The following is a 22,942-nucleotide window of genomic DNA, read 5'->3' as shown; positions in this document are numbered from 1 at the left end:
GGACGATCAGGTCAGCGCCTCGTCGACGAGGGCGACGACGTTCTCGGTGCCGCGGCGCGTGCCGATGCGGGATGCCGCCTCGCGCATCTGCTCTCGCGTCGCGCCGTCGGCGAGCAGCGGCACGATCTCCGACCGCACCCGGTCGGGGGTGAACTCGGCGTCCGCGATGAGGCGTGCCGCGCCGGCCCGCACGGCCGAGCCGGCGTTGAGCGCCTGCTCGCCGTTGCCGACGGCGTACGGCACGTACACCGCGGGGATGCCCAGTGCGCTGATCTCGCTCACGGTCGCCGCACCGGCGCGCGCGACGATGAGGTCGGCCATCGCGAAGGCGAGGTCCATGCGGTCGACGTAGCGGCGCAGGGCGTAGCCGGATGCACCGGGATCGGCGAGGTCGGAGCGCTCGCCCGTGACGTGCACGAGCTGCCATCCGGCGTCGAGCACATCGCGCCAGGAACCCTCGAGGGCCGCGTTGAGCCGGGCCGCCCCGAGCGAGCCGCCGAACACGAGGAGCGTCGGCCTGTCGGGCTCGAGCCCGAAATGCGCGGCCGCTTCGACGCGCAGCGCGGAGCGGTCGAGCTCGACGACCTCGCGCCGCAGCGGCATGCCCACGACACGGGCGCGCTTGATGGGCGTGCCCTCGAAGGCGACCCCGACCGACGCCGCCGAGCGGGCGCCGAGGATGTTCGCGAGCCCGGGCCGGGCGTTCGCCTCGTGCACGACGACCGGCACGCGGGCGCGGCGTGCCGCAACGTAGGCCGGTGCCGACGCGTAGCCGCCGAAGCCGACGACGACGTCGACGCCGCGGGCGCGGACGATGTCGCGCACCTGCCCGACGGCGCGGCGGAAGCGCAGCGGGAAAGCCGCGGCATCCCGATTCGGGCGGCGGGGGAAGGGGACCTTGTCGACGAAGACGAGCTCGTACCCGCGCGCCGGCACGAGCCGGGCCTCGAGCCCCTCGCGGGTGCCCAGGACGAGGATCTGCGCGTCGGGCTCGCGCTCGCGCAGGGCGTCGGCGACGGCCAGCAGCGGATTGACGTGACCGGCGGTGCCGCCGCCTGCGAGCAGGTAGGTGCGGGGCGGGGGCGAAGAACTCACCGAGAGATCTTCGCACGCCCCGCTGGGACGACCCGGGATGCCGGGGGCGGCAGCGAGCGGGCGAAGGACAGCAGCACGCCGCAGGCGATGAGCACGGACAGCAGCGAGGTTCCGCCCTGCGACATGAACGGCAGGGGCACGCCGAGCACGGGGAAGACCCGGAGCACGACGCCGATGTTGATGAGCGCCTGCCCGACGATCCACACGGTGATCCCGCCCGCGACGATGCGCACGAAGGGGTCGTCGGTCTTGCGGATGACGTGGAACGCGCCGACCGTGAACAGGGCGAACAGGGCGAGCACGACGATGCACCCGATGAGTCCGAGCTCCTCGCCGACGATCGCGAAGATGTAGTCGTTCGCCGCGGCGGGGAGCCAGTCGTACTTCTCCCGCGAGTTGCCCAGGCCCAGCCCGAAGATGCCGCCGCCCGCGAGGCCCCACATGCCGTGCAGCGGCTGATAGCAGTCGTTGAGGTAGTCGTCGAGGCAGTTCGGGTTGAGGAAGCTCATGAACCGGCGCACGCGGTCGGGGCTCGTGACCGCGAGGAACGCCACGGCGGCCGCCGCACCGATCGCCGGCAGCAGGAAGATCCGCAGCTTGACGCCGGAGAAGAAGAGGGCTCCGAGCACGATCAGCACGAGGATCATGGCGGTGCCGAGGTCGTCTCCGGCCATGACGGTGCCGATGACGAGGATCGAGACGGGCACGAGCGGGATGAACACGTGACGCCAGAGTCCCAGGAGCGTGCGCTTGCGGTACAGCACGTAGCCGACCCACAGGGCCAGGGCCAGCTTGAGGAACTCGGAGGGCTGCGCCTGCACTCCCCCGATCGAGATCCAGTTGCGGTTTCCGTACGCCTCGACGCCCAGGCCCGGCACGAAGACGAGCAGCTGGAAGATCGTCGCCCCGATGAGTGCCGGCCACGCGACGCGCTTCCAGAAGGTGATCGGGAACCGGCTCGCGATGAACATGAGCGGCACGCCGAGCATCGCGAAGATGCCCTGCCGGATCATCGACTCGAAGGGCGATTCCCCGATCGCCGCCGAGTTCGCCGATGTCGCCGAGAGGATCATGACGAGCCCGAAGATCGTCAGCAGCAGGGCCGTCGACGAGATGAGCAGGAACTCGCTCGGAACGGGCGCGAAGACCCTGCCGAGCGACACGCGCGCGGACAGCCCGCGCTTGGAGGGGCGCTCAGGCTCGCTCGGTCGCGGGCCCTTCCGGGTCGACGTCGTGTCCGCCATCGGTCCCCCTCCCGAGCCGTTCTCTCACCGCATCGGCGAAGCGCCGGCCGCGGTCGGCGTAGGACGAGAACTGGTCGAACGACGCGGCGGCGGGGGCGAGTAGGACGACGTCCCCGTCACGCGCGATCTCGGTCGCCAGCTCCACGACCCGCGCCATGATGTCTTCAGTCTGAGCGGCGTCGACCTCGAAGACGGGCACCCCGCTCGCGTGTCGTGAGAACGCCTCGACGACCGACGTGCGCTCCTCGCCGATCACGATCGCGGCCTTGACCGACACGCCGCGCTGCGCGACGAGATCCGAGATGTCCACGCCCTTGAGCACCCCGCCGACGACCCACACGGCGCCCGGATACGCCGCGAGAGAGGATGCCGCCGCATGCGGGTTCGTCGCCTTCGAATCGTCGACCCACGTGATGCCCGCCACCGACGCGACGACCTCGATGCGGTGCGGGTCGAGACGGAAACGGGCGAGAGCGTCGCGGATCGCCGCGGGCGGCACGTCGAGCGAGCGGGCCAGCGCCGCGGCGGCGAGGATGTTCGCCGCCATGTGCGGAGCGGCCAGGCCCATCGCTGCGAGGTCGGCCACCGTCGTCAGCTCGAGCGCGCTCGTGCGGCGGTCCTCGAGGAAGGCACGGTCGACGAGGATGCCGTCGACGACGCCCAGATCGCTGGGGCCGGGGACGCCCAGGTCGAATCCGATGGCGCGCGCCCCCTCGACGACGTCGGCGTCCTCGACCATCTCGCGCGTCGCGACGTCGCTCTTGTTGTAGACGCACGCGACCCGGGTCCGGTCGTAGACCCGCGCCTTCGCGGCGCGGTAGTCCGCCGCCGTGCCGTGCCACTCGAGGTGGTCGTCGGCGAGGTTGAGGCATACGGCGGCGTGCGGCGAGAGCGGCTCCGGCCCCGTCTGCAGCCCGAGATACCACAGCTGGTGGCTGGAGAGTTCGACGACGAGCGCGTCGAAGCCTGCCGGGTCCCGGACGGCGTCGAGCACGGGCGTGCCGATGTTGCCGACGGGAGCGGCCCGCAGCCCACCCGCGACGAGCATCGTCGCGGCGAGCCGGGTCGTCGTGGTCTTGCCGTTCGTGCCCGTCACGAGGATCCAGTCGGAGGCCGAGCCGTCGGAGCGCACGACCTTGTCGCGGACCCGCCAGGCCAGCTCGATGTCGCCCCACAGCGCGATGCCCTGCGCGCGCGTCCACTCGATGAGCGGATGCCGCGGCGAGAAGCCCGGCGAGGCGATGACGAGCTCGGGGGCGAACTCGATGAGCGGCTGCGGGGCGCTGCGCAGCGACCCTTCCCACAACCGCGCCCCGATGACGGGCACGAGCCGTGCGTATTCCTCGTCGGCCTGCTCCGTGAGCACGAGCACGTCGGCACCGAGCTCGGCGAGGGTGTCGGCGACCGAGAAGCCCGTGACCGACAGGCCCAGCACCGCGACGCGCAGTCCCTTCCAGTCGGCGTGCCAGCTCGTGAGGGATGCGAGGCGATCCGCGGTCATGTGCGTGAGAGCCATTCGACGTAGAAGAAGCCGATGCCCGAGACCGCCAGCATCCCCGCGATGATCCACATGCGCACGACGATCGTGATCTCGGACCACCCGCGCATCTCGAGGTGATGGTGGAACGGGCTCATCAGGAAGAGGCGTTTGCCGCGCGTCACCTTGAAGTACAGCCGCTGCAGGATGACCGATCCCGGGCCGATGATGAACACGCCCGCGACGAGCACGGCGAGCAGTTCGGTGCGCGTGAGGATCGCCATCGCGGCGATCACGCCACCGATCGCCATCGATCCGACGTCACCCATGAAGACCTTGGCCTTGGGGGCGTTCCACCACAGGAAGCCGACGAGGGCGCCGACGAACGCGGCCGAGATGATGGCGAGGTCGAAGGGGTTGCGCACCTGGTAGCACGCGGCCCCGAGATCGGGCGAGAGCGCGCCGCCGCCGCAGGCCTGGTTGAACTGCCAGAAGGCGATGAGGCTGTAGGCGCCGACGACGAAGATGCCCGCGCCCGCGGCGAGGCCGTCGAGGCCGTCGGACACGTTGACGCTGTTCGAGAAGGCCACGCCGATGAACGTGATCCACAGCAGGTAGACGATCCAGCCCACGATGAGCCCGAGCGTCATGAAGCCGAGCCAGGGCACGTCGCGGAAGATCGAGACGTACGGGGAGGCGGGCGTCTGGCCCGTGGCATCCGGGAACATCAGCGACGCGACGCCGAACGGCACCGCGACGATGACCTGCCCGAGGATCTTGCGCCACCCGGTCAGTCCGAGACTGCGCTGACGCCGCACCTTCATGTAGTCGTCGATGAAGCCGACGGCGCCGAACCCGACCATCATCCACACGACGAGCCAGCCTGAGATCGTGGGCGGGTTGTTGCCCGTATAGGTTCCGACGAGATAGCCGACGATCGCGCCGACGATGAAGATCGTGCCGCCCATCGTCGCGGTGCCGCGCTTCTCGCCGTGGCTCGGGTTGTGCACGTTGTCGGGCGTGCGGATGACCTGTCCCCAGCCCCACTTGCGGAACAGCCGCAGGAAGACGGGTGTGAGGAACAGTGTGAAGGCCAGCGAGATCGCTGCGGCAGTCAGGAGTGATCTCACGCGAACGATTCTCCCAGACGATCCCCCAGGAACCGCAGACCCGCCGCGTTCGAGGATTTCACCAGCACCCGATCGCCGTCGCGCAGCTCGCCCACGAGGTAGTCGTACGCCTCGTCGGCCGTCGCGAAGAAGACGGCCTCGTCGCTCCAGGAGCCCTCGCCGACGGCGGCGAGGAAGAGTCGCCGCGCCTCGGTGCCGACGACGACGATGCGCGGGATGCGCAGCCGCACGGCGAGCTCTCCGATGCGGTCGTGCTCGTCGCCGGCATGCTCGCCGAGCTCGCTCATGGCGCCGAGGACAGCGACCATTCGCTGGTCCGGTCCCGTGATCTGCGCGAGGGTGCGCAGGGCGGCCGACATCGAGTCGGGACTGGCGTTGTAGGCGTCGTTGATGATGCGGACGCGATCCGAGCCGAGCGGCTGCATGCGCCAGCGCTCGGCGATCTCGACCGCTTCGAGCCGCTCGATGCAGTCCACGAGCGGCACACCGAGGGCTGTCGCCGCAGCGATCGCCGCGAGGGCGTTCATGATGTGGTGCTCGCCGAGAACGCGCAGGCGCAGCGCCGCCGATTCGGCGCCGACGGTCACCGTGCAGGACGTGCCGGACGCCGTCACGTCGAGGTCTGCCGCGCGCACGTCCGCGTCGGGTCCGCGCCCGAACCAGCGCACGGCGATGTCGTGCTCGTGGGCGAGGGGCGCCATCGCTGCGACGCGCGGGTCGTCGCCGTTGAGCACGGCCAGACCGCCCGGGCGCACGGCGCGCACGAGCTCGGACTTCGCGAGGAACGTCGCCTCGATGCCGCCGAAGCCGCCCGCGTGGGCCATCCCGACCATGAGCACGACGCCGACGTCCGGTTCGACCAGGCCCGCGAGCCGCGCGATCTCGCCCGGTCCGCTCGCGCCGAACTCGCAGACGAGGTATCGCGTCGATTCGGTGACCCGCAGCATCGTCAGGGGCGCGCCGACCTCGTTGTTGAAGGAGGCTTTGGGCGAGACCGTCTCGCCCGCCGGCTCGAGGATGCGCGCGAGCATGTTCTTTGTCGTGGTCTTGCCGTTCGAGCCCGTGATCCCGATGACCCGCAGGTCGCCGCGCGAGCGCACGTCGGCCACGACGACCCGCGCGAGGTCGGCGAGTGCGGCGACGGCGTCGGGCACGACGATCTGGGTCACGGCCGCCGCGACGGGACGCTCGACGATCGCGAGCACGGCGCCGCGCTCGACGGCGGCATCGACGAACCGGTGCCCGTCGGTGGATTCGCCGGGCTTGGCGACGAAGATGCCGCCGGGCGCGATGAGGCGCGAGTCGGTGTCCACGGCGCCCGACACGATCGTGTCGACGGTGTCGGATGCCGCGAGGCGGAGGTCGCCGCGGACGGCATCCACCACACGGGCGAGGGTCAGGGCGATCATCGAGTCTCCGGCCGGATCAGCACTGCTCAGCCGAACTTCGGCAGCAGCGTCGGCGTCGTCGTGGACGGCATGACGCGGTAGGTCTTGAGCACCTGCGTCATGGCCTTCTGGAACGCCGTCGCGTTGGCCGCAGACGACTTTACCTTCGTCGGCTCGTCCATCGTGACGACGACGACGTACTCGGGGTCCTCGATGGGCGCCATGCCGATGAGGGTCGTGTAGTAGGCCCCGGCCTTGTAGCCGCCCGTCTCGCTGTCGTGCTTCTCGCCGGTGCCGGTCTTGCCGCCGACGCGGTAGCCGGGCACGCTCAGCTGCCTGGACATGCTGCTCTGCGCGATGACGTTCTCGAGCATGTCGCGCGTCGCCGACGCCGCCTCGGCACTCACGACGCGCGTGGGCTCGGGCGCATCGGGCTCGATGACGGTGCCGTCCGTCGTCGTGCACGATTCGATGAGCGAGAGGGGCATGCGCAGACCGTCGTTCGCGATCGCGGCGTACGCGCCGGCGAGCTCGGGCATCGTCGTCGTGAGCCCCTGACCGAACGACGTGTTGTAGACCGTCTGGTTGTCCCACGATTCCGCGGGATGCAGCGTGCCGCGCTCTTCCTTCTGATAGCCGACGTCGGTGCCCTGGCCGATCCCGAACCTCTCGAAGTAGTCGTGCCGCGTCTGCGCGTCGACGGTCTCGCTGAAGCGGGCGATCCCGGCGTTCGACGAATCCATCAGGACGCCCGCGAGCGTGTAGGTGTAGGCGGGGTGGTTGAACGCATCGTTGACGCGCGCGCCGTTGGCGAAGGTCTCGCGCCCGGATGCGACGACCGTGGAGGTCGTGGTCTGACCGCCGGCATCCACCACCGTCGCCGCCGTGAGTGCCTTGAAGGTCGAGCCCGGCTCGAACGTGCCGCGGAAGATCCGGCTGGCACGGTCGCCTTCTTCGGCCGCCGTCGGCTCGTTGGGATCGACCGTAGGGTATTCGGCCGCCGCGCGGATCTTTCCCGTCTTCGTCTCGACGACGAGGATCGCGCCGCTCTGGGCCTCCATGTTCTGCACCTGCTCGGCGATGAGCTGCTGCAGATACCAGTTGAGGTCGCGGTTGATCGTGAGCTGCAGCGTGCCGCCGTCGACGGCGGCGACCTCGCGCGCCGTGCCCGGGATCGTCACGCCGTCCTTGCCCTGCTGATACGTCAGCGACCCGTCGGTCGCCGCGAGGCACTGGTTCTGCGAGAGCTCGAGCCCCTCGATCGGCTCTCCGTCCGACGTCATGAAGCCCACCAGGTTGCCGCCGACAGCGCCGTCGGGATACGCGCGGGCAGGATGCGGCCCGCACGCGAGATACGGCACACCGGTCTCGGCCAGTGCCCGGTACTGCTGAGTCGACAGCCCCTTGGCCAGCTGCGCGTAGCGCGAGTTCTCGTCGATGGCGAGTGCGTCGCCGACGATGCTCTGCACCTCGTCGAGGTCCTTGTCGATGATGCGCGCGATCTCGTGCGACACCTTCGACCAGGGCTTCGCGGTCGATTCGCCCTCGGCGACCTTCGCGTCGATCTGCGTGATGAGCAGCGGATCGAGCTGACAGTCGTATTCGACGATGCTGCCGGCGAGCGGCTGCCCGGTCTCGTCGACGATCGCGCCCCGGGTGCCGTACAGCGCCTGCGATGCGCGGAACGCCTTGTCCATCGAGTCCGCGATGTGCTCGTCGGCGCTGACCACCTGGATGTCGACGAGCCGCACGAGGAAGCCGCCGAGGACGGCGAGGACGACCGCGAGGGCCACGACGGTGCGGCGGCGCGTGCCGCGCGTGCTCTTCGTGGTCATGTGCTCAGTGTGTGCTCGGGGTGGGCAGTCCGTCGGTGATCGGCGGCGGTGTGTTGGAGACTCCGCCCGTGAGATCCGCGGGGGTCTCGACCGGGACCTGGGCGATCGTGGCATCGGGTGCCGTGATGAGCGGCGTCGAGGTGATGAGCGAGTTCGCGACGGAGCCGCGGTTGAACGCATCGACCGACGAGATCCAGGACGCCGCCTGGCCCGTGCCGAGAACGGCGCCGTCGCTCAGTCGCAGATAGCTGGGCGACTCGTCGATGACCATGCCGAGAGCAGCGGCGTTCGCGGCGAGGTACTGCGGCGAGCTGAGTCCGGCGAGATCGTCGGCGAGGATCTGGCGTTCCCAGGTCAGGTCGCGCTGCTCGCGCGTGAGCGTCGAGATCTCGTACGAGGTCTGCGTCGTGAGGATCGACAGGCCCATCTGCGCCGCGCCGATCAGGAAGGCGCCCAGCACCGCCACGACGCCGTAGACCAGACGGGGCCGGCGCCGGGGCGCCGCCTGTTCGACGACGCGAAGGCCGCGCCGCGGATCCCGGGTCGGCGCGACGGTCGGAAGGGACCACGCCGTGGAGTCGAGACTCATGCGGCCTCCCTCACTCGCTCGGCCGCGCGCAGGCGCACGGGGGTCGCACGCGGGTTGCGCGCACGTTCTTCGTCGGAGGCCAGTTCGGCTCCCTTCACGAGCAGCCGGAACCGCGCAGCGTGCTCGGGCAGCTCGACCGGAAGCCCCGGGGGCGTTTTCGACGTCGACGCGTCGGCGAACTCGCGCTTGACGAGGCGGTCCTCGAGGGACTGGTAGGCCATCACGACGATGCGCCCGCCGACGGGCAGCGTGTCCAGCGCCGCCGGGATGGCGCGCTCGAGCACGGACAGTTCGCGATTGACCTCGATGCGCAGCGCCTGGAAGACGCGCTTGGCGGGGTGGCCGCCCTGTTTGAGTGCCGCGGGGGTGGCGTCCTGCAGGATCTGGACGAGACGCCCCGACCGGTCGAGCGGCGCCTCGGCGCGCGCCGCGATGATGGCGCGCGCGTACCGACCCGCGAGCCTCTCCTCGCCGTAGCGCTCGAAGATGCGTCGCAGGTCTCCCTCGCCGTAGGTCGCGAGGACGTCGGCCGCCGTCGTGCCGCCGGTCTGGTCCATCCGCATGTCCAGGGGCGCGTCCTGCGCGTACGCGAAGCCGCGGTCGGCGACGTCGAGCTGGAGCGACGAGACGCCGAGGTCGAACAGGATGCCGTCGGCCGCGGCGTATCCGGCCGAGGCGACAGCATCCGCTATCCCGTCGTAGACGGTGTGCACGAGCGTCACCCGATCGCCGAAGCGGGCGAGCCGCTCCCCCGCGATGCGCAGCGCGTCGGTGTCGCGGTCGAGGCCGACGAGCCGCAGCCCCGGAAAGCGCTCGAGGAACGCCCCCGAGTGACCGCCCATGCCCAGCGTCGCGTCGACGAAGACGGCGCCGTCACGGTCGAGGGCGGGGGCGAGCAGCTCGACGCAGCGCTCGAGGAGGACCGGGGTGTGGATGTCGCGGAGGCTCATGCTGTCGGGGCCCTGCGGTTCCTGTGTCCTGATCCCCATCCGCTCCGACCTGGCACCGGGGAAGTGCGCCAGGGTGTGAGCGGCTGGGAGTCAGGACACAGGGGCCGGCTAGAACAGGCCCGGAATCACCTCCTGCTCGAGTTCGGCGTAGTTCTCTTCGTTGGCTTCGGCGTAGGTGTTCCAGGCGTCGGCGTTCCAGATCTCGGCGTGCGCGCCGACGCCGGTGACGACGAGTTCCTTCTCGAGGCCCGCGTAGGCGCGCAGCGGCGGCGGGATCGTGATGCGGTTCTGACTGTCGGGCTTCTCGGCGCTCGCGCCGGAGAGGAACATGCGCAGGAAGTCACGGGCCTGCTTGTTGGCCAGCGGCGCTTCGCGGATGCGCTCGTGGACGCGTTCGAACTCCTGCGTGCTGAAGACGTAGAGGCAGCGGTCCTGCCCGCGGGTCACGACGACGCCCGAGCCGAGGTCGTCGCGGAACTTCGCCGGAAGGATGACGCGGCCTTTGTCGTCGAGCTTGGGAGTGTGCGTGCCGAGAAGCATCGGTCCACTCCTCCCCTGTCTGTCCGGCCCCCGCTGGAGTATCCACCACTTTACTCCACTTCACTCCACTTCACCATCGTTTTCACGTCGAGGACTCCCCCGAGCCCCATTCCGCGCACGAAAGCGCACGAAAAAAGCACCGACCCGAAGGTCGGTGCTTTCGTCGGTGGCGCGGAAGCCCGCGCTCAGGTGGAGCGGATCAGTGCTCGCCCTGCCTCTTGTCCCAGCGGTCGCTCATGCGGTCCATGAACGACCCGCCGGCTGCCTGCGGCGACGGACGGGACGCCCGCTCGGGCGTCGGCTTGCCGAGTCCGCGAGTCGGCGTCACGGCGAGGATCACGCCGCCGAGCATCACGACGAACCCGATGATGCCGACGACGAGGAGCGAGGGGACGGCGACGCCGACGAGCAGGCCGCCGAGCCCCAGCAGGACGAGGATCGTCCCGTAGACGATGTTGCGGTAACTGAGCGTGCGTCCATCGCTCGATGCGCTCACGACGTCGGCGTCGTTGTGCATGAGATGGCGTTCCATCTCGTCGAGCAGGCGCTGCTCCTGTTCGGAGAGTGGCATGCATCCCCCTTGGCTGCTGGTCTTCGATGATTCTACGCGTCGCGTCAATCACTAGGCTAGGCCCGTGCAACACACCTCCGAGCCGATCGAGGCGGTTTCCCAGCGACTCGACACGTTCTTGGCGGCACAACGCGCCGCTTCCGCCCCTCTCGGCGATGAGGCGGGCCTCTTCGTCGAGGCGGCCCGCGCGGCTGCGAGCGGTGGAAAGCGCCTGCGCGGCCGGTTCTGCATCGCGGGGTGGAGGGCTGTGGAGGATGCCCGCAGGCCGGGGACTCCGATCCCGGATGCCGTCGCTTCGGCAGCCGCATCGCTCGAGCTGTTCCACGCTGCGGCACTCGTGCACGACGACATCATCGACAACTCGGACACTCGGCGTGGGCGCCCCGCGGCGCACCGCGCGCTCGAGGAGCTGCACCGCGCGGCGGCATGGGCGGGAGATGCCGCGAGCTTCGGGCGGTCGGGGGCGATCCTGCTCGGCGACCTGCTCGTGGCGTGGAGCGACGACCTGTTCGAAGAAGGACTCGATGAGCTCTCGGTCCCGGAGCGTGCACGCGCCGCCCGCCGCGAGTACGCCACGATGCGCCGCGAAGTGACGATCGGCCAGTTCCTCGACATCGCCGAAGAATCCGCCTTCGTCGTCGAGCCCGACGATCAGCACGCCGAGCGAGCTCTGCGCGTGGCATCCTTCAAATCGGCCCGCTACTCGATCCAGCAGCCGCTCGCGATCGGCGCGGCACTCGCGGGCGCAGACGCCGATCAGCTCGCGGCGCTCGTCGCCTTCGGTCATCCCGCCGGCATGGCGTTCCAGCTGCGCGACGACGTGCTCGGCGTGTTCGGAGACGAAGCCGAGACCGGCAAGCCCTCGGGCGACGATCTGCGCGAGGGCAAGCGGACCGTCCTGATCGCTTTCGCCCGCGAAGCCCTTTCGCCGACGGCTCGGCGCATCATGGACGAACTGCTCGGCGACCCGACGCTCGACGCGGATCAGATCGCATCGCTGCAGCGCACGATCCGCGAGACGGGAGCACTCGACCGCCTCGAGGGGCTCATCGCGGACTACGTCGGCCAGGCGCGACGGGCCCTCTCCGGCGCGCGCCTCGACAACGCCGCGGTCTCGTCGCTGCGCGACCTCGCCCACGCGGCGGCCGTGCGCACGACCTGATCCGCGCTACGCCAGCGTCAGGGCCACACGCCGGACGTCGCCCTTGCGGCCGGCGCGCAGCGCTTCGATGGGCGCGAGCCCAATGGAATCCTCGTAGGTCAGGAGCCAGTCGATCATCTCGTCGTCGTCGAAGCCGGCGTCGTGCAGCACGAAGACCGTGCCGCGCAGCGACGGCACCGGCTGGCCGTCGATGAGGAACACCGACGGAACCTTGAGGCCGCCCTCGCGACGCGACCCGATCAGGTGGAAGTCTTCGAGGAGGCGCCGCACACGTCCGAGCGGTTCGCCGATCACCTCGACGAGGTCGGGCAGTGAGAGCCAGTCGGTCGGGATGCGCGGCGCGGTGTCAGCGTTCACGCCCCCATGATCGCACCTCTGCACGATCACGGTCGACACCACTTGAATCACAGCAGGCACATCAGCCCCTCGAGATGACACCAGTTGACAGCCGATTACATCCGTGACAGCGTTTTGGCGTCGATGAAGGGACCCGAAACCTGTGGACACCGCCGTCAAACCCCTCCGTGATCCGCGACCGCACGTCGTGCCCGTCGCCGTGGCGGGATCCCTCGCCGTGATCCTGTCCTCGACCCCGGCGGCCGCCGTCGAACGCTCGTCCGAGCACTCTTCTTCTCCGTCGACGCGCACGCTCCCGGCGTCCGCGCTGCCGGCCGCGCGCTCCGCTGCCGTCGCACCGCCGACCCACACCGTGACGGCGGGCGACACCGTGAGCGGCATCGCCTCGCGCCACGGCCTGCGCACCGACGACGTGCTGGCGTTGAACGGACTGACCTGGAACTCGGTCATCCAGCCCGGTCAGGTGCTGCGCCTCAGCGGCGGGGCCGCCCCCGCGCCCACCACTCCCCACGGCACGTACGTCGTGCAGGCGGGCGACACGATCGTCGGCATCGCCGCCCGGCACGCGGTCACGACGCAGGCCATGCTCACCGCCAACAGACTCGACTGGTCGTCGATCATCTACCCCGGCCAGAAGCTCAGTCTCCCGGGCGCAGCGCCGGCCCCGGCCGCGCCGGCCCCGACCCCGGCACCGGCTCCCGCTCCCGCTCCCGCGGGAAGCCACACGGTGATCGGCGGCGACACCATCACGAGCATCGCCGCGCACCATGGCGTCTCGGTGCAGGGCATGCTCGATGCCAACGGGCTCGACCGGTCCGCGATCATCTATCCGGGTCAGCAGCTCGCACTTCCCGGCGCGCCCGTGCTGGCGGCATCCGTCTCGGCGGTCGTGGCGGGACTCGACGCCGAGCAGACGGCGAACGCCCGCATCATCGTCCAGGTCGGGCGTGAGCTGGGCGTACCCGATCGCGGCATCGCGATCGCGCTCGGCACGGCGATGGTCGAGTCATGGATCCGCAACCTCGACTGGGGCGACCGGGATTCGCTCGGTCTGTTCCAGCAGCGACCGAGCATGGGATGGGGCACGGCCGAGCAGATCCGCGACCCGCATCGTGCGGCGCGGGTGTTCTACGGTGGGGCGCACGACCCGAACGGATCCGCGACGCGGGGGCTCCTCGACATCCCCGGATGGCAGGACATGACGTTCGCCGATGCCGCCCAGGCGGTGCAGATCTCGGCGTTCCCGGATCGTTACGCGCTCTGGGAGCAGCCCGCGTACGCGTGGCTGGCAGCCCTCGGGTGACCTGCGACACCGGGTCAGAGGTGCGCCGCTGCCCGGGGACGCGCTCCGCGCTCCGTAGACTTTGCGCGTGAGCACGAGCCAGCAGACGGACCCGTTGATCGGGCGTCTCGTCGACGGCCGGTACCGGGTGCGTGCCCGCATCGCTCGCGGCGGTATGGCGACCGTGTACGTCGCGACCGATCTGCGGCTCGAGCGGCGCATCGCCCTCAAGATCATGCACGGGCACCTCAGCGACGACACCGTGTTCCAGAGCCGGTTCATCCAAGAGGCTCGCGCCGCCGCGCGGCTCGCCGACCCGCACGTCGTGAACGTCTTCGATCAGGGCCAGGACGGCGACATGGCGTATCTCGTCATGGAATACCTGCCCGGCATCACGCTGCGCGAGCTCATCCGCGAGCAGCGGCGGCTCACGGTGCCCCAGGCGATCACGATCATGGATGCCGTGCTGTCGGGCCTGGCTGCCGCCCACCGCGCCGGCATCGTGCACCGCGACGTCAAGCCCGAGAACGTCCTGCTCGCCGAGGACGGGCGGGTCAAGATCGGCGACTTCGGCCTGGCCCGCGCGACGACGGCGAACACCGCGAGTGGCGCGCAGCTGCTCGGCACGATCGCGTACCTGGCACCGGAGCTCGTCACGCGCGGCACGGCCGACGCCCGCAGCGACATCTACGCCCTCGGCATCGTGCTCTACGAGCTGCTCACGGGCGAGCAGCCGTACAAGGGCGAGCAGCCGATGCAGATCGCGTACCAGCACGCGACGGACTCCGTCCCCCGGCCGAGCGTGAAGAACCCCGGCGTCCCCGAACCGCTCGACGAGCTCGTGCTGTGGGCGACGGCGCGCGAGCCCGACGATCGTCCCGTCGACGCGAGCGAGATGCTCGATCGGCTGCGCGAGATCGAGCGCGAGCTCGGCATCTCGCCGCAGGTCGCGCGGGCGACCGCCGCCGTCGGCATCGTGCGCGACGAGGGCCTCGCGTCGGGCGAGCTGACCCAGGTGCTGCCGACGACGGGTGCTATGCAGACGGCGTCGGTGGAAGACACCGACCACGGCAGCCGGTTGCGCCGCGCCGCGCGGCGTCGTACGACGCGCGGCGTATGGATCGCGGTTCTCGTCGTGCTGCTGGCCGCCCTCGCCGGCGGCACGGGCTGGTGGTTCGGCTCGGGTCCGGGCTCGCTGGTCGCGGTGCCGGCCGTGTCAGGGACCTTCGCCGATGCGCAGGCACAGCTCGCCGAGCATCGGCTGATCGCGGTCGAACGCGGCGAGGCGAGCCGCGACGTGCCCGCAGGTCAGGTCATCCGCACCAACCCCGAGGCCGGGCAGCGCGTCGACCGTGATGCCGAGGTCGCCGTGTACATCTCGCTCGGTCCCGCTCAGGCGACGGTCCCCGCTCTCATCGGCTCGACCGAGGCCGATGCCCGCGAGACGCTGTCGAGTCTGTATATCGAGCCCGGCGAAGAGAACACCGAGTTCTTCACCGACGCCGCGGCCGGCACCGTCGTGGGTGTCATGGTCCAGCCCGCCGGCGGCGGCGACGGCATCCCGTGCGGCGACGGATGCACCGTGCACGAGGGCGATGCCGCGACGCTGTGGGTCTCGCTCGGACCCCTGCCGAACGTCGTCGGCGAGTCGGCGGAGCGAGCACGCAGCATCCTCACCGATGCCGGTCTCGCGGTCGACGAAGCCGTCGCCGAAGAGTCCAGCGAAGAGATTCCGCGCGGCGATGTCATCCGCACGAGCGAACGCGAGGGCGAAGGATGGTGGCAGCCGGGCGACCGCATCTCGCTGGTCGTCTCGACGGGACCGCCGCTGTTCGAAGTGCCCGGCGTCATCGGCGCAACGCGTGACGCGGCGGCGCAGACCCTGCGCGATGCGGGCTTCGAGGTGAACTACTCGGCTCTGTGGAACGTCTGGCCCGATGCCCTGACCGAAGTGACGTCCCAGGATCCCGCCGGGGGTGAGCTGCGCGAGCGCGGCACCGCCGTCACCATCCAGATCACCGTCACCGGCTGACTTTTCCGCGAGACTGCAACGGGAGGCCGAGACTGCGGGGTTACCCCGCTGTCTCGGCGTGCCGTTGCAGTCTCGCGGTCAGGGGTCAGCGCTTCTCGAGCTCTTCGGCGACGAGGAAGGCCAGCTCGAGGGACTGCATGTGGTTGAGGCGCGGATCGCAGAGCGACTCGTAGCGCGTCGCCAGCGTCGCCTCGTCGATCATCTCGGAGCCGCCGAGGCACTCCGTGACGTCGTCGCCGGTCAGCTCGACGTGGATGCCGCCGGGGAAGGTTCCCACGGCACGGTGGGCCTCGAAGAACCCGCGCACCTCGTCGACGACATCGTCGAAGCGGCGGGTCTTGTAGCCGGTCGGCGTCGTGATGCCATTGCCGTGCATCGGGTCGGTCACCCACAGCGGCGTCGCTCCCGAGTCCTTCACGGCCTCGAGCAGCGGCGGCAGCGCGTCGCGGATCTTTCCTGCGCCCATCCTCGTGATGAAGGTCAGACGACCCGGCTCGCGCTCGGGGTCGAGCTTGTCGATGAGGGCGAGCGCCGTCTCGGGCGTCGTGGTCGGCCCGAGCTTGACGCCGATGGGATTGCGGATGCGCGAGAAGTAGTCGACGTGCGCACCGTCGAGGTCGCGCGTGCGCTCGCCGATCCACAGGAAGTGCGCCGACGTGTTGTAGGGCGTGTCCGTGCGCGAGTCGATGCGCGTGAGGGGTCGTTCGTAATCCATCAGCAGACCCTCGTGGCCCGTGAAGAACTCGACGCGACGCAGCTCGTCGAAGTCGGCTCCCGCGGCCTCCATGAAGTTGATGGCGCGGTCGATCTCGTTCGCGAGGCGCTCGTAGCGCTGGTTTGCGGGGTTCTTCGCGAACCCCTTGTTCCACGAGTGCACTTCACGCAGATCGGCGAAGCCACCCTGCGTGAACGCGCGGATGAGGTTCAGCGTCGAAGCGGCCGTGTGGTAGCCCTTCATCAGACGCTCCGGGTCGGCCCGGCGCGACCCTTCGGTGAAGTCGAAGCCGTTGACGATGTCGCCGCGGTACGCCGGAAGCGTCACGTCGCCGCGCGTCTCGGTGTCGCTCGAGCGGGGCTTGGCGAACTGGCCCGCCATGCGTCCCATCTTCACGACCGGCATCGACGCGCCGTACGTGAGCACGACGGCCATCTGCAGCACCGTCTTGATGCGGTTGCGGATCTGGTCGGCGGTCGCTCCTGCGAACGTCTCGGCGCAGTCCCCGCCCTGCAGCAGGAACGCCTTTCCGGATGCTGCGCGGGCGAGCCGGTCGCGCAGATTGTCGACCTCGCCGGCGAACACGAGCGGCGGCAAGGTCGAGAGCTCGGCGGACACGGCCGCGACAGCGTCGGCGTCATACCAGGTGGGCTGCTGCTTGATGGGCAGAGTCCGCCAGTGATCGAGCGCGTCGAGGTGCTGAAGCATCCCCCGAGTCTATCCGCGGACGACCGACGCGAGAGCCAGGTGACGAGCCGTCAGGAACGGCTCTTGAGCCGGTCCTTGACGGTCGAGGCGTACACGTCTTCGTACTCCTGCTCCCCCAGGCGCTGCAGCGCCACCATGATCTCGTCCGTGATCGAACGCAGGATGTAGCGGTCGCTCTCCATCCCGGCGAAACGCGAGAAGTCCAGCGGCTCGCCGATGACGATGCCCACGCGCGCGACGCGCGGTACGCGGGTGCCGATCGGCATCATCGTGTCGGTGTCGACCATGACGACGGGCACGACGGGCACGTGCGCCTCGAGCGCCATCCGGGCGATGCCCGTGCGGCCGCGGTAGAGCTTGCCGTCGGGGCTGCGCGTGCCCTCGGGGTAGATGCCGAGCAGGTCGCCGCGGCCGAGCACCTGAAGACCGGTGTTGAGGGACGCCTCCGAGGCCTTGCCGCCCGACCTGTCGATCGGCAGCTGGCCGGTCGCCTTGAAGAACATGCGCGTGGCCCACCCCTTCAGGCCCTTGCCGGTGAAGTAGTCGCTCTTGGCGAGGAACGACACGGGCCGGTCGATCATGAGGGGAAGGAAAACGGAGTCGACGAACGACAGGTGGTTGCTGGCGAGGATCGCGGCGCCCTGCGACGGGACGTTGCGTCGCCCGACGATCCAGGGGCGGAAGATCGCTTTGACGATCGGCCCGATCGCGACGTACTTCATGAGCCAGTAGAACACCCGGCTACCCCTCCTTCCGGGCACGCGCGGCGAGGTCGGCGACACCGATGACTCCCGCATCGTTTCCCAGCCGCGCGATCGCGAAATCCGCGACGGGGCGCTCGCCGACCGCGGGCACGGAACTCTCGTAGGCGGGGCGGACGAGTTCGAGAAGGTGCTCGCCGAGCTCGGCGACTCCCCCGCCGATGACGAAGAGCTCGGGATCGAGTACGGCCTGGAATCCGCCGCACGCTTCACCGAGTGCCGTCGCGACACGTCGCAGCGCCTCGAGTGCTCCCGGATCGCCCGCGAGCACGAGACGCGAGACGGCCGGTCCGGGGATCTCGCCGCGCTCGTCGCGGACCGCCGCGAGGGCGGCGCCGATGCCACCGGCATCCGCGATCTCATTCGCCTCGCGCTGCAGCGCACGGCCCGACGCGTACTGCTCGAGGCACCCCCGCTGACCGCAGCCGCACAGGCGGCCGTCACGCATGAAGCGGATGTGGCCGAGCTCTCCCCCGATGCCGTGGCCCCCGCGGAAGAGCTCGTCGCCGAGCACGACGGCTCCGCCGACGCCGGTTCCCATCGTCAGCATCACCATGTGGTCGACGCCGCGGCCCGCGCCGAAGCGGAACTCCGCCCACCCCGCCGCGTTCGCATCGTTCTCGATCGTGACGGGACGGGGGATGCCGCTCTCCAAGGTCGCCTTGAGCGGTTCGTCGCGCCACGCGATGTTCGGCGCGTGGATGACGGTCGCCCGCTCGCGGTCGATGAATCCCGCTGCCGCCACGCCGACGGCCGCCACATCGTGGGACGCGATGAAATGATTCGCCATGTCGATGACGGCTCGGGCGAGTGCATCGGTGTCGACGGGTGTGTCCACGCGGACGGAATCGATGATGCGCCCCTCGTCGTCGACGACGCCACCGGCGATCTTCGTCCCGCCGATGTCGATCCCGACTGTGAGCACGTGGTGTCCCTCATCCCGCCGTGCGTGTGCGACGGCGACAAGAAGTCTAGACTCGATCCCACCCGAAGCCGATGTCGTTCCGCACCGGTACCGAAGGAGTTGCCGTGGTCCAATTCGAAGTTCCCGCAATCGTCCCCGCAGACCCGCAGGCAAACGTCAGCGACCTGCTCGTCGAGCGCGTCAAGCTCACCCCGAACCGGCCGCTGTTCGCCGTTCCCGACGGTGAGGGCTGGCGTGACATCACGGCAGCCGAGTTCCATGCCCAGGTCATCGCACTCGCGAAGGGCTTCGTCGCGGGGGGCATCGAGCCCGGCGACAAGATCGGATTCGTCGCTCGCACGACGTACGAGTGGACCCTCGTCGACATGGCCCTCTTCTTCGCGGGTGCCGTCATGGTGCCGATCTACGAGACGAGTTCGCCCGCGCAGATCGCGTGGAACCTCTCGGACTCGGGCGCCGTCGCCTGCATCGTGGAGTCCCCGGACCACAGCGCACGACTCGACGAGGTGCGCGCCGACGTCCCGCTCGTGCGATCGGTCTGGGCCATGCACAAGGGCGACCTCGACAAGCTCGTCGCCGATGGTGCATCCGTCACCGATGACGAGATCGAACGCCGTCGCAACCTCGCGAACGGGTCGGACATCGCGACGCTCATCTACACGTCCGGCTCGACTGGACGCCCCAAGGGGTGCGTGCTGACGCACAGCAACTTCGTCGAGCTCTCGCGCAACTCCGCCAAGGCGCTGCACGAGGTCGTCGAGACGCCGGGCGCCTCGACGCTGCTGTTCATCACGACGGCACACGTGTTCGCACGCTTCATCTCGATCCTGGACATCCACGCCGGTGTGAAGACCGGCCACCAGCCCGACACGAAGCAGCTCCTGCCGGCGCTCGGCTCCTTCCAGCCGACCTTCCTCCTCGCCGTCCCGCGCGTGTTCGAGAAGGTGTACAACTCCGCCGAGCAGAAGGCCGAAGCGGGGGGCAAGGGCAAGATCTTCCGCGCCGCCGCCCACGCCGCCGTCGAGCACTCCACGCTCCTGCAGGACGGCAAGAAGGTGCCGCTCGGCCTCAAGATCAAGTTCGCGCTGTTCGACAAGCTCGTCTACAGCAAGCTGCGCACCGCGATGGGCGGGCGCGTCGAATACGCCGTCTCGGGATCGGCCCCGCTCGGGCCGCGCCTGGGTCACTTCTTCCACAGCCTCGGCGTCACGATCCTCGAGGGCTACGGCCTGACCGAGACGACGGCGCCCGCGACGGTCAACCTCGCGAACAAGTCGAAGATCGGCACCGTCGGCCCCGTGCTTCCCGGGATCGGCGTCCGGCTCGGGGAAGACGGTGAAGTCGAGGTGCGTGGCATCAACGTCTTCAAGGAGTACTGGCGCAACCCCGAGGCGACGGCCGAGTCGTTCGACGGCGACTGGTTCAAGACCGGCGACATCGGTTCGTTCGACGACGAGGGCTTCCTCACGATCACGGGCCGCAAGAAGGAGATCCTCGTCACGGCCGGTGGCAAGAACGTCGCCCCCGCTGCGCTGGAAGACCCGATCCGGGCGAACCCGATCGTCGGGCAGGTCGTCGCTCTCGGCGACCAGAAGCCCTTCATCGCGGCGCTCATCACGCTCGACTCCGAGATGCTGCCGACCTGGCTTGCGAACAACAACCTGCCGGGTGACATGTCCCTCGCGGATGCCGCCGCGCATCCCGCCGTCCGCGCCGAAGTGCAGCGTGCGATCGACGAGGCCAACGCGTCGGTGTCGCGTGCCGAATCGATCCGCAAGTTCACGATCCTCGCGACGGAGTGGACCGAGGCGAGCGGTCACCTCACTCCCAAGATGAGCATCAAGCGCAACGTCATCCTCGACGACTTCGCCGCCGAGATCGACAAGATCTACGACGTTCCCGTCAACACGACGAACGTTTCGCTGGGCTGACGCGCAGGACCGGGTGCGCCGCGGCTCACCCGGTCCTCAGCGCGCGCTCCCCGGTCATCGAGTAGCGCCGCACCGCCCACCCGGTGGTCCAGTAGCGCCCCCACCCGTCGCCCCCCGGTCATCGAGTAGCGCCGCAGGCGCGTATCGAGATGCGGACCGGAGCAGTCGCAGCTCGATACCCCGGGATCTCGATACGCGCGCTTCGCGCGCTACTCGACATTGATCCGAGCCGCATCAACGCGCGCTACGCGCGCATCGATCCTGCTCGCATCAAAACCAGTCCGACTCCCGGATCTGGCGCATCGCGACACGGCGGGTCTCGGCCGGAAGACGATCGAGGAAGAGCATGCCGTCGAGGTGGTCGGTCTCGTGCTGAAGGGCCTGGGCGAGCAGCCCCTCCCCCTCGATCACGACGTCGTTGCCCTCGAGGTCGGTGCCGACGACCTTGGCCCGCGGGTGGCGCAGGGCCTCGTGCCACAGACCCGGCACGGACAGGCAGCCCTCGGCGACCAGCTCGGGTTCACCGTCGACCTCGACGAGCACGGGGTTGAGCACGTAGCCGATGTCGCCGTCGATGTTGTAGCTGAACGCGCGGACTCCCACGCCGATCTGGCAGGCGGCGACCCCGGCGCGACCGGGCAGTGCGACGGTGTCGAGCAGGTCCTGCACGAGCGAGCGGATGCCGTCATCGACGACGTCGACGGGCGCACCCGGCGCCCGCAGAACGGGGTCGCCGAAGACGCGGATCGGACGGACCGCCATGTCAGGCGGCCGCCGCGAGCGAGCGGAGTCCCTCGACCACCTTCGCGGCGAGCTCACGGGCGGCGAGACGGGTCGCAGGCTGCAGATCTCGGAACGCGATGGCGCTGCCGGCGGCGACGTGCGCGTCGTACGGCATCCGCACGACGGCGCGCACGCGCGAGCGGAAGTGCGCCTCGAGCTCGTCGGGCCGCACGAGTGGAGCACCGGGGCGGGCGTTGTTGAGCACGACGACCGCGCCGCGCACCTGCTCGGCGTAGCCGTTCGTCTCGAGCCAGGTGAGCGTCTCGGACGCCAGTCGCGCCTCGTCGACGCTCAGCCCGGTGACGATGACGAGCTGATCGGCGAGCCCGAGTGTCGCCTCCATGACCGAGTGGACGACGCCGGTTCCGGTGTCGGTGAGCACGATCGAGTAGTAGTGCGCGGCGATCGAGGCGACGTCGTTGTAGTCGTCATCGCTGAACGCTACGGACACGCGCGGGTCGCTGTCCGACGCGAGGACGTCCAGGCGAGTCTCATCGCGCGCGACGATGCCGGAGAGGTCGTTGTAGCCGACGACCTCGGCATGCGTGCGCACGAGATCGCGCACGGTCTTGCCGCTCGTGCGACCGATGCGCTCGGCGAGCGTTCCCCGGTCGGGGTTCGCGTCGACGGCGATGACGCGGTCATCGCGAGCGTCGGCGAGCGCCATGCCCAGCAGTGTCGTGATCGTCGTCTTGCCGACGCCGCCCTTGCGCGACATCACCGGCACGAAGCGGGCACCGCCGTTCAGCGGCGCCGAGATGCGACGGTCGAGCTCCTTGCGCGCCCGTGCGCGCTTGCCGTCACCGAGGTTGATGCGCCTGCCCGACAGCGAATAGACGAGGTGCTGCCACGCGCCTTCGGGCTCGGGGCGCACGACGTGGTGCGGGTCGAGCAGACGATCCGCCGTCAGCAGATCGGCGCTCTCACGATCGGCTTCGAACTCGCCGATCCGCTTCGAGGTCAACGCGACATCAGCGCGCGACGGCACACGCTCGAGGGCGTGACCGCGCGCAGGACGCGGTGAATCGGGATGCTGCGCCTCCCAGCGCGTCGTCGGGATCGACGACGTCACGGGTTGCGCGGCCTCGGCGGGCGTCTCATCGGAGTGAGCTGTCATGGCATCCTCCACCTCTTCGGCGTCGGTGATGTCTTCGGACGGCGACGCCGCGGCGGGCGAAGCCGAGTCGGCGACGATCTCGGCTTCGGCGGTCTCGAGCGGAACCTCGTCGTCGGTGCGCGCGTCGACCAGTGCCGCGTACCCGAGTTCGATGGGCACCTCGTCGCCGATGACGTCGTCTTCGTCGTCGTCTTCGGCCGCCACGGCGAACGACAGGTTCACCTGCGCCGTGGCGCCGTTGAGGATCCCGATCCCGGCGGTGTCGAGGCTGCCCGCGTCGGAGAGGACGCCGTTCAGGGCATCTTCGTCAGGTTGGTCGGGGCGATCAGACGTCACTGCGGGTCTCTCCA

General features: G+C 69.8%; 20 protein-coding genes. 4 read left to right on the top strand and 16 right to left on the bottom strand.

Annotated elements, in window-relative coordinates:
• Positions 1-6: 6 nt before the first annotated feature.
• From murG to ACWICD_RS07155, 10 genes are all read right to left on the bottom strand, one after another.
• A complete protein-coding gene (murG, locus tag ACWICD_RS07200; protein ID WP_454139779.1) occupies positions 7-1,095 on the bottom strand; it encodes an undecaprenyldiphospho-muramoylpentapeptide beta-N-acetylglucosaminyltransferase in 1,089 nt (362 codons plus the stop codon).
• Positions 1,092-2,339 carry a putative lipid II flippase FtsW gene (gene ftsW / locus ACWICD_RS07195; RefSeq protein WP_376126209.1) on the bottom strand — a complete coding sequence of 416 codons (1,248 nt, stop codon included), beginning with the start codon at positions 2,337-2,339 and terminating at the stop codon, positions 1,092-1,094. Before ftsW ends, murG begins: the two co-directional genes overlap by 4 nt.
• On the bottom strand, positions 2,290-3,840 hold the full coding sequence (murD, locus tag ACWICD_RS07190; protein WP_454139778.1) for a UDP-N-acetylmuramoyl-L-alanine--D-glutamate ligase: 1,551 nt from the start codon (positions 3,838-3,840) through the stop codon (positions 2,290-2,292). The genes ftsW and murD overlap by 50 nt, the downstream gene beginning before the upstream one ends.
• Entirely contained in the window at positions 3,837-4,946 is a 1,110-nt protein-coding gene (gene mraY, locus ACWICD_RS07185) for a phospho-N-acetylmuramoyl-pentapeptide-transferase (protein ID WP_454139777.1), read from the bottom strand. Before mraY ends, murD begins: the two co-directional genes overlap by 4 nt.
• Positions 4,943-6,355 (bottom strand): UDP-N-acetylmuramoyl-tripeptide--D-alanyl-D-alanine ligase, encoded by a 1,413-nt coding sequence (locus tag ACWICD_RS07180; RefSeq protein WP_454139776.1) that lies wholly within the window; start codon positions 6,353-6,355, stop codon positions 4,943-4,945. The genes mraY and ACWICD_RS07180 overlap by 4 nt, the downstream gene beginning before the upstream one ends.
• A gap of 26 nt (positions 6,356-6,381) precedes the next feature.
• Complete coding sequence (locus ACWICD_RS07175; protein ID WP_454139775.1) at positions 6,382-8,169, bottom strand: peptidoglycan D,D-transpeptidase FtsI family protein; 1,788 nt, start codon at positions 8,167-8,169, stop codon at positions 6,382-6,384.
• A 4-nt stretch (positions 8,170-8,173) separates the two neighbouring features.
• The gene (locus ACWICD_RS07170) at positions 8,174-8,758 is read right to left on the bottom strand and encodes a hypothetical protein (RefSeq protein WP_454139774.1); all 585 of its coding nucleotides are present in this window, start codon (positions 8,756-8,758) and stop codon (positions 8,174-8,176) included.
• Positions 8,755-9,708: a 16S rRNA (cytosine(1402)-N(4))-methyltransferase RsmH gene (rsmH, locus tag ACWICD_RS07165; RefSeq protein ID WP_454139773.1), complete on the bottom strand. Its 954-nt coding sequence runs from the start codon at positions 9,706-9,708 to the stop codon at positions 8,755-8,757. Before rsmH ends, ACWICD_RS07170 begins: the two co-directional genes overlap by 4 nt.
• Positions 9,709-9,816: 108 nt before the next feature.
• Positions 9,817-10,248 (bottom strand): division/cell wall cluster transcriptional repressor MraZ, encoded by a 432-nt coding sequence (gene mraZ, locus ACWICD_RS07160; RefSeq protein ID WP_376126190.1) that lies wholly within the window; start codon positions 10,246-10,248, stop codon positions 9,817-9,819.
• Positions 10,249-10,447: 199 nt separating this feature from the next.
• Positions 10,448-10,819: a DUF3040 domain-containing protein gene (locus ACWICD_RS07155; protein ID WP_454139772.1), complete on the bottom strand. Its 372-nt coding sequence runs from the start codon at positions 10,817-10,819 to the stop codon at positions 10,448-10,450.
• A 64-nt stretch (positions 10,820-10,883) separates the two neighbouring features.
• Here ACWICD_RS07155 and ACWICD_RS07150 point away from each other — a divergent pair, with 64 nt between their 5' ends.
• Positions 10,884-11,981 (top strand): polyprenyl synthetase family protein, encoded by a 1,098-nt coding sequence (locus ACWICD_RS07150; RefSeq protein WP_454139771.1) that lies wholly within the window; start codon positions 10,884-10,886, stop codon positions 11,979-11,981.
• 6 nt (positions 11,982-11,987) lie between these two features.
• On the opposite strand, the gene ACWICD_RS07145 is transcribed toward ACWICD_RS07150, so the two are convergent.
• A complete protein-coding gene (locus ACWICD_RS07145; RefSeq protein ID WP_376126182.1) occupies positions 11,988-12,338 on the bottom strand; it encodes an Rv2175c family DNA-binding protein in 351 nt (116 codons plus the stop codon).
• A 142-nt stretch (positions 12,339-12,480) separates the two neighbouring features.
• On the opposite strand from ACWICD_RS07145, the gene ACWICD_RS07140 reads away from it, so the two are divergent.
• A complete protein-coding gene (locus tag ACWICD_RS07140) occupies positions 12,481-13,641 on the top strand; it encodes a LysM peptidoglycan-binding domain-containing protein (RefSeq protein WP_454139770.1) in 1,161 nt (386 codons plus the stop codon).
• A 67-nt stretch (positions 13,642-13,708) separates the two neighbouring features.
• Positions 13,709-15,652: a Stk1 family PASTA domain-containing Ser/Thr kinase gene (gene pknB, locus ACWICD_RS07135; protein WP_454139769.1), complete on the top strand. Its 1,944-nt coding sequence runs from the start codon at positions 13,709-13,711 to the stop codon at positions 15,650-15,652.
• 85 nt (positions 15,653-15,737) lie between these two features.
• Here the strand turns inward: pknB and ACWICD_RS07130 are convergent, their stop codons facing one another.
• From ACWICD_RS07130 to ACWICD_RS07120, 3 genes are read right to left on the bottom strand one after another with little or no spacing between them, the layout of a single operon-like run.
• Positions 15,738-17,075 (bottom strand): class II 3-deoxy-7-phosphoheptulonate synthase, encoded by a 1,338-nt coding sequence (locus ACWICD_RS07130; RefSeq protein WP_376126173.1) that lies wholly within the window; start codon positions 17,073-17,075, stop codon positions 15,738-15,740.
• 50 nt (positions 17,076-17,125) lie between these two features.
• Positions 17,126-17,812: a lysophospholipid acyltransferase family protein gene (locus ACWICD_RS07125; protein ID WP_454139768.1), complete on the bottom strand. Its 687-nt coding sequence runs from the start codon at positions 17,810-17,812 to the stop codon at positions 17,126-17,128.
• 4 nt (positions 17,813-17,816) lie between these two features.
• Positions 17,817-18,761 carry an ROK family glucokinase gene (locus ACWICD_RS07120; RefSeq protein WP_376126169.1) on the bottom strand — a complete coding sequence of 315 codons (945 nt, stop codon included), beginning with the start codon at positions 18,759-18,761 and terminating at the stop codon, positions 17,817-17,819.
• 104 nt (positions 18,762-18,865) lie between these two features.
• Between ACWICD_RS07120 and ACWICD_RS07115 the strand changes: the two genes are divergently transcribed.
• On the top strand, positions 18,866-20,692 hold the full coding sequence (locus tag ACWICD_RS07115) for an AMP-dependent synthetase/ligase (RefSeq protein ID WP_376126166.1): 1,827 nt from the start codon (positions 18,866-18,868) through the stop codon (positions 20,690-20,692).
• A gap of 270 nt (positions 20,693-20,962) precedes the next feature.
• Here ACWICD_RS07115 and ACWICD_RS07110 read toward each other — a convergent pair whose 3' ends face one another.
• Both ACWICD_RS07110 and ACWICD_RS07105 read right to left on the bottom strand, forming a co-directional pair.
• On the bottom strand, positions 20,963-21,454 hold the full coding sequence (locus ACWICD_RS07110) for a peptide deformylase (RefSeq protein WP_376126162.1): 492 nt from the start codon (positions 21,452-21,454) through the stop codon (positions 20,963-20,965).
• Between the two features lies 1 nt (position 21,455).
• On the bottom strand, positions 21,456-22,928 hold the full coding sequence (locus tag ACWICD_RS07105; RefSeq protein WP_376126159.1) for a MinD/ParA family ATP-binding protein: 1,473 nt from the start codon (positions 22,926-22,928) through the stop codon (positions 21,456-21,458).
• Positions 22,929-22,942: the final 14 nt, after the last annotated feature.

It is taken from the genome of Microbacterium sp. NPDC055357 (assembly GCF_053644835.1).
This window is presented reverse-complemented; position numbering and strand designations above follow the sequence as displayed.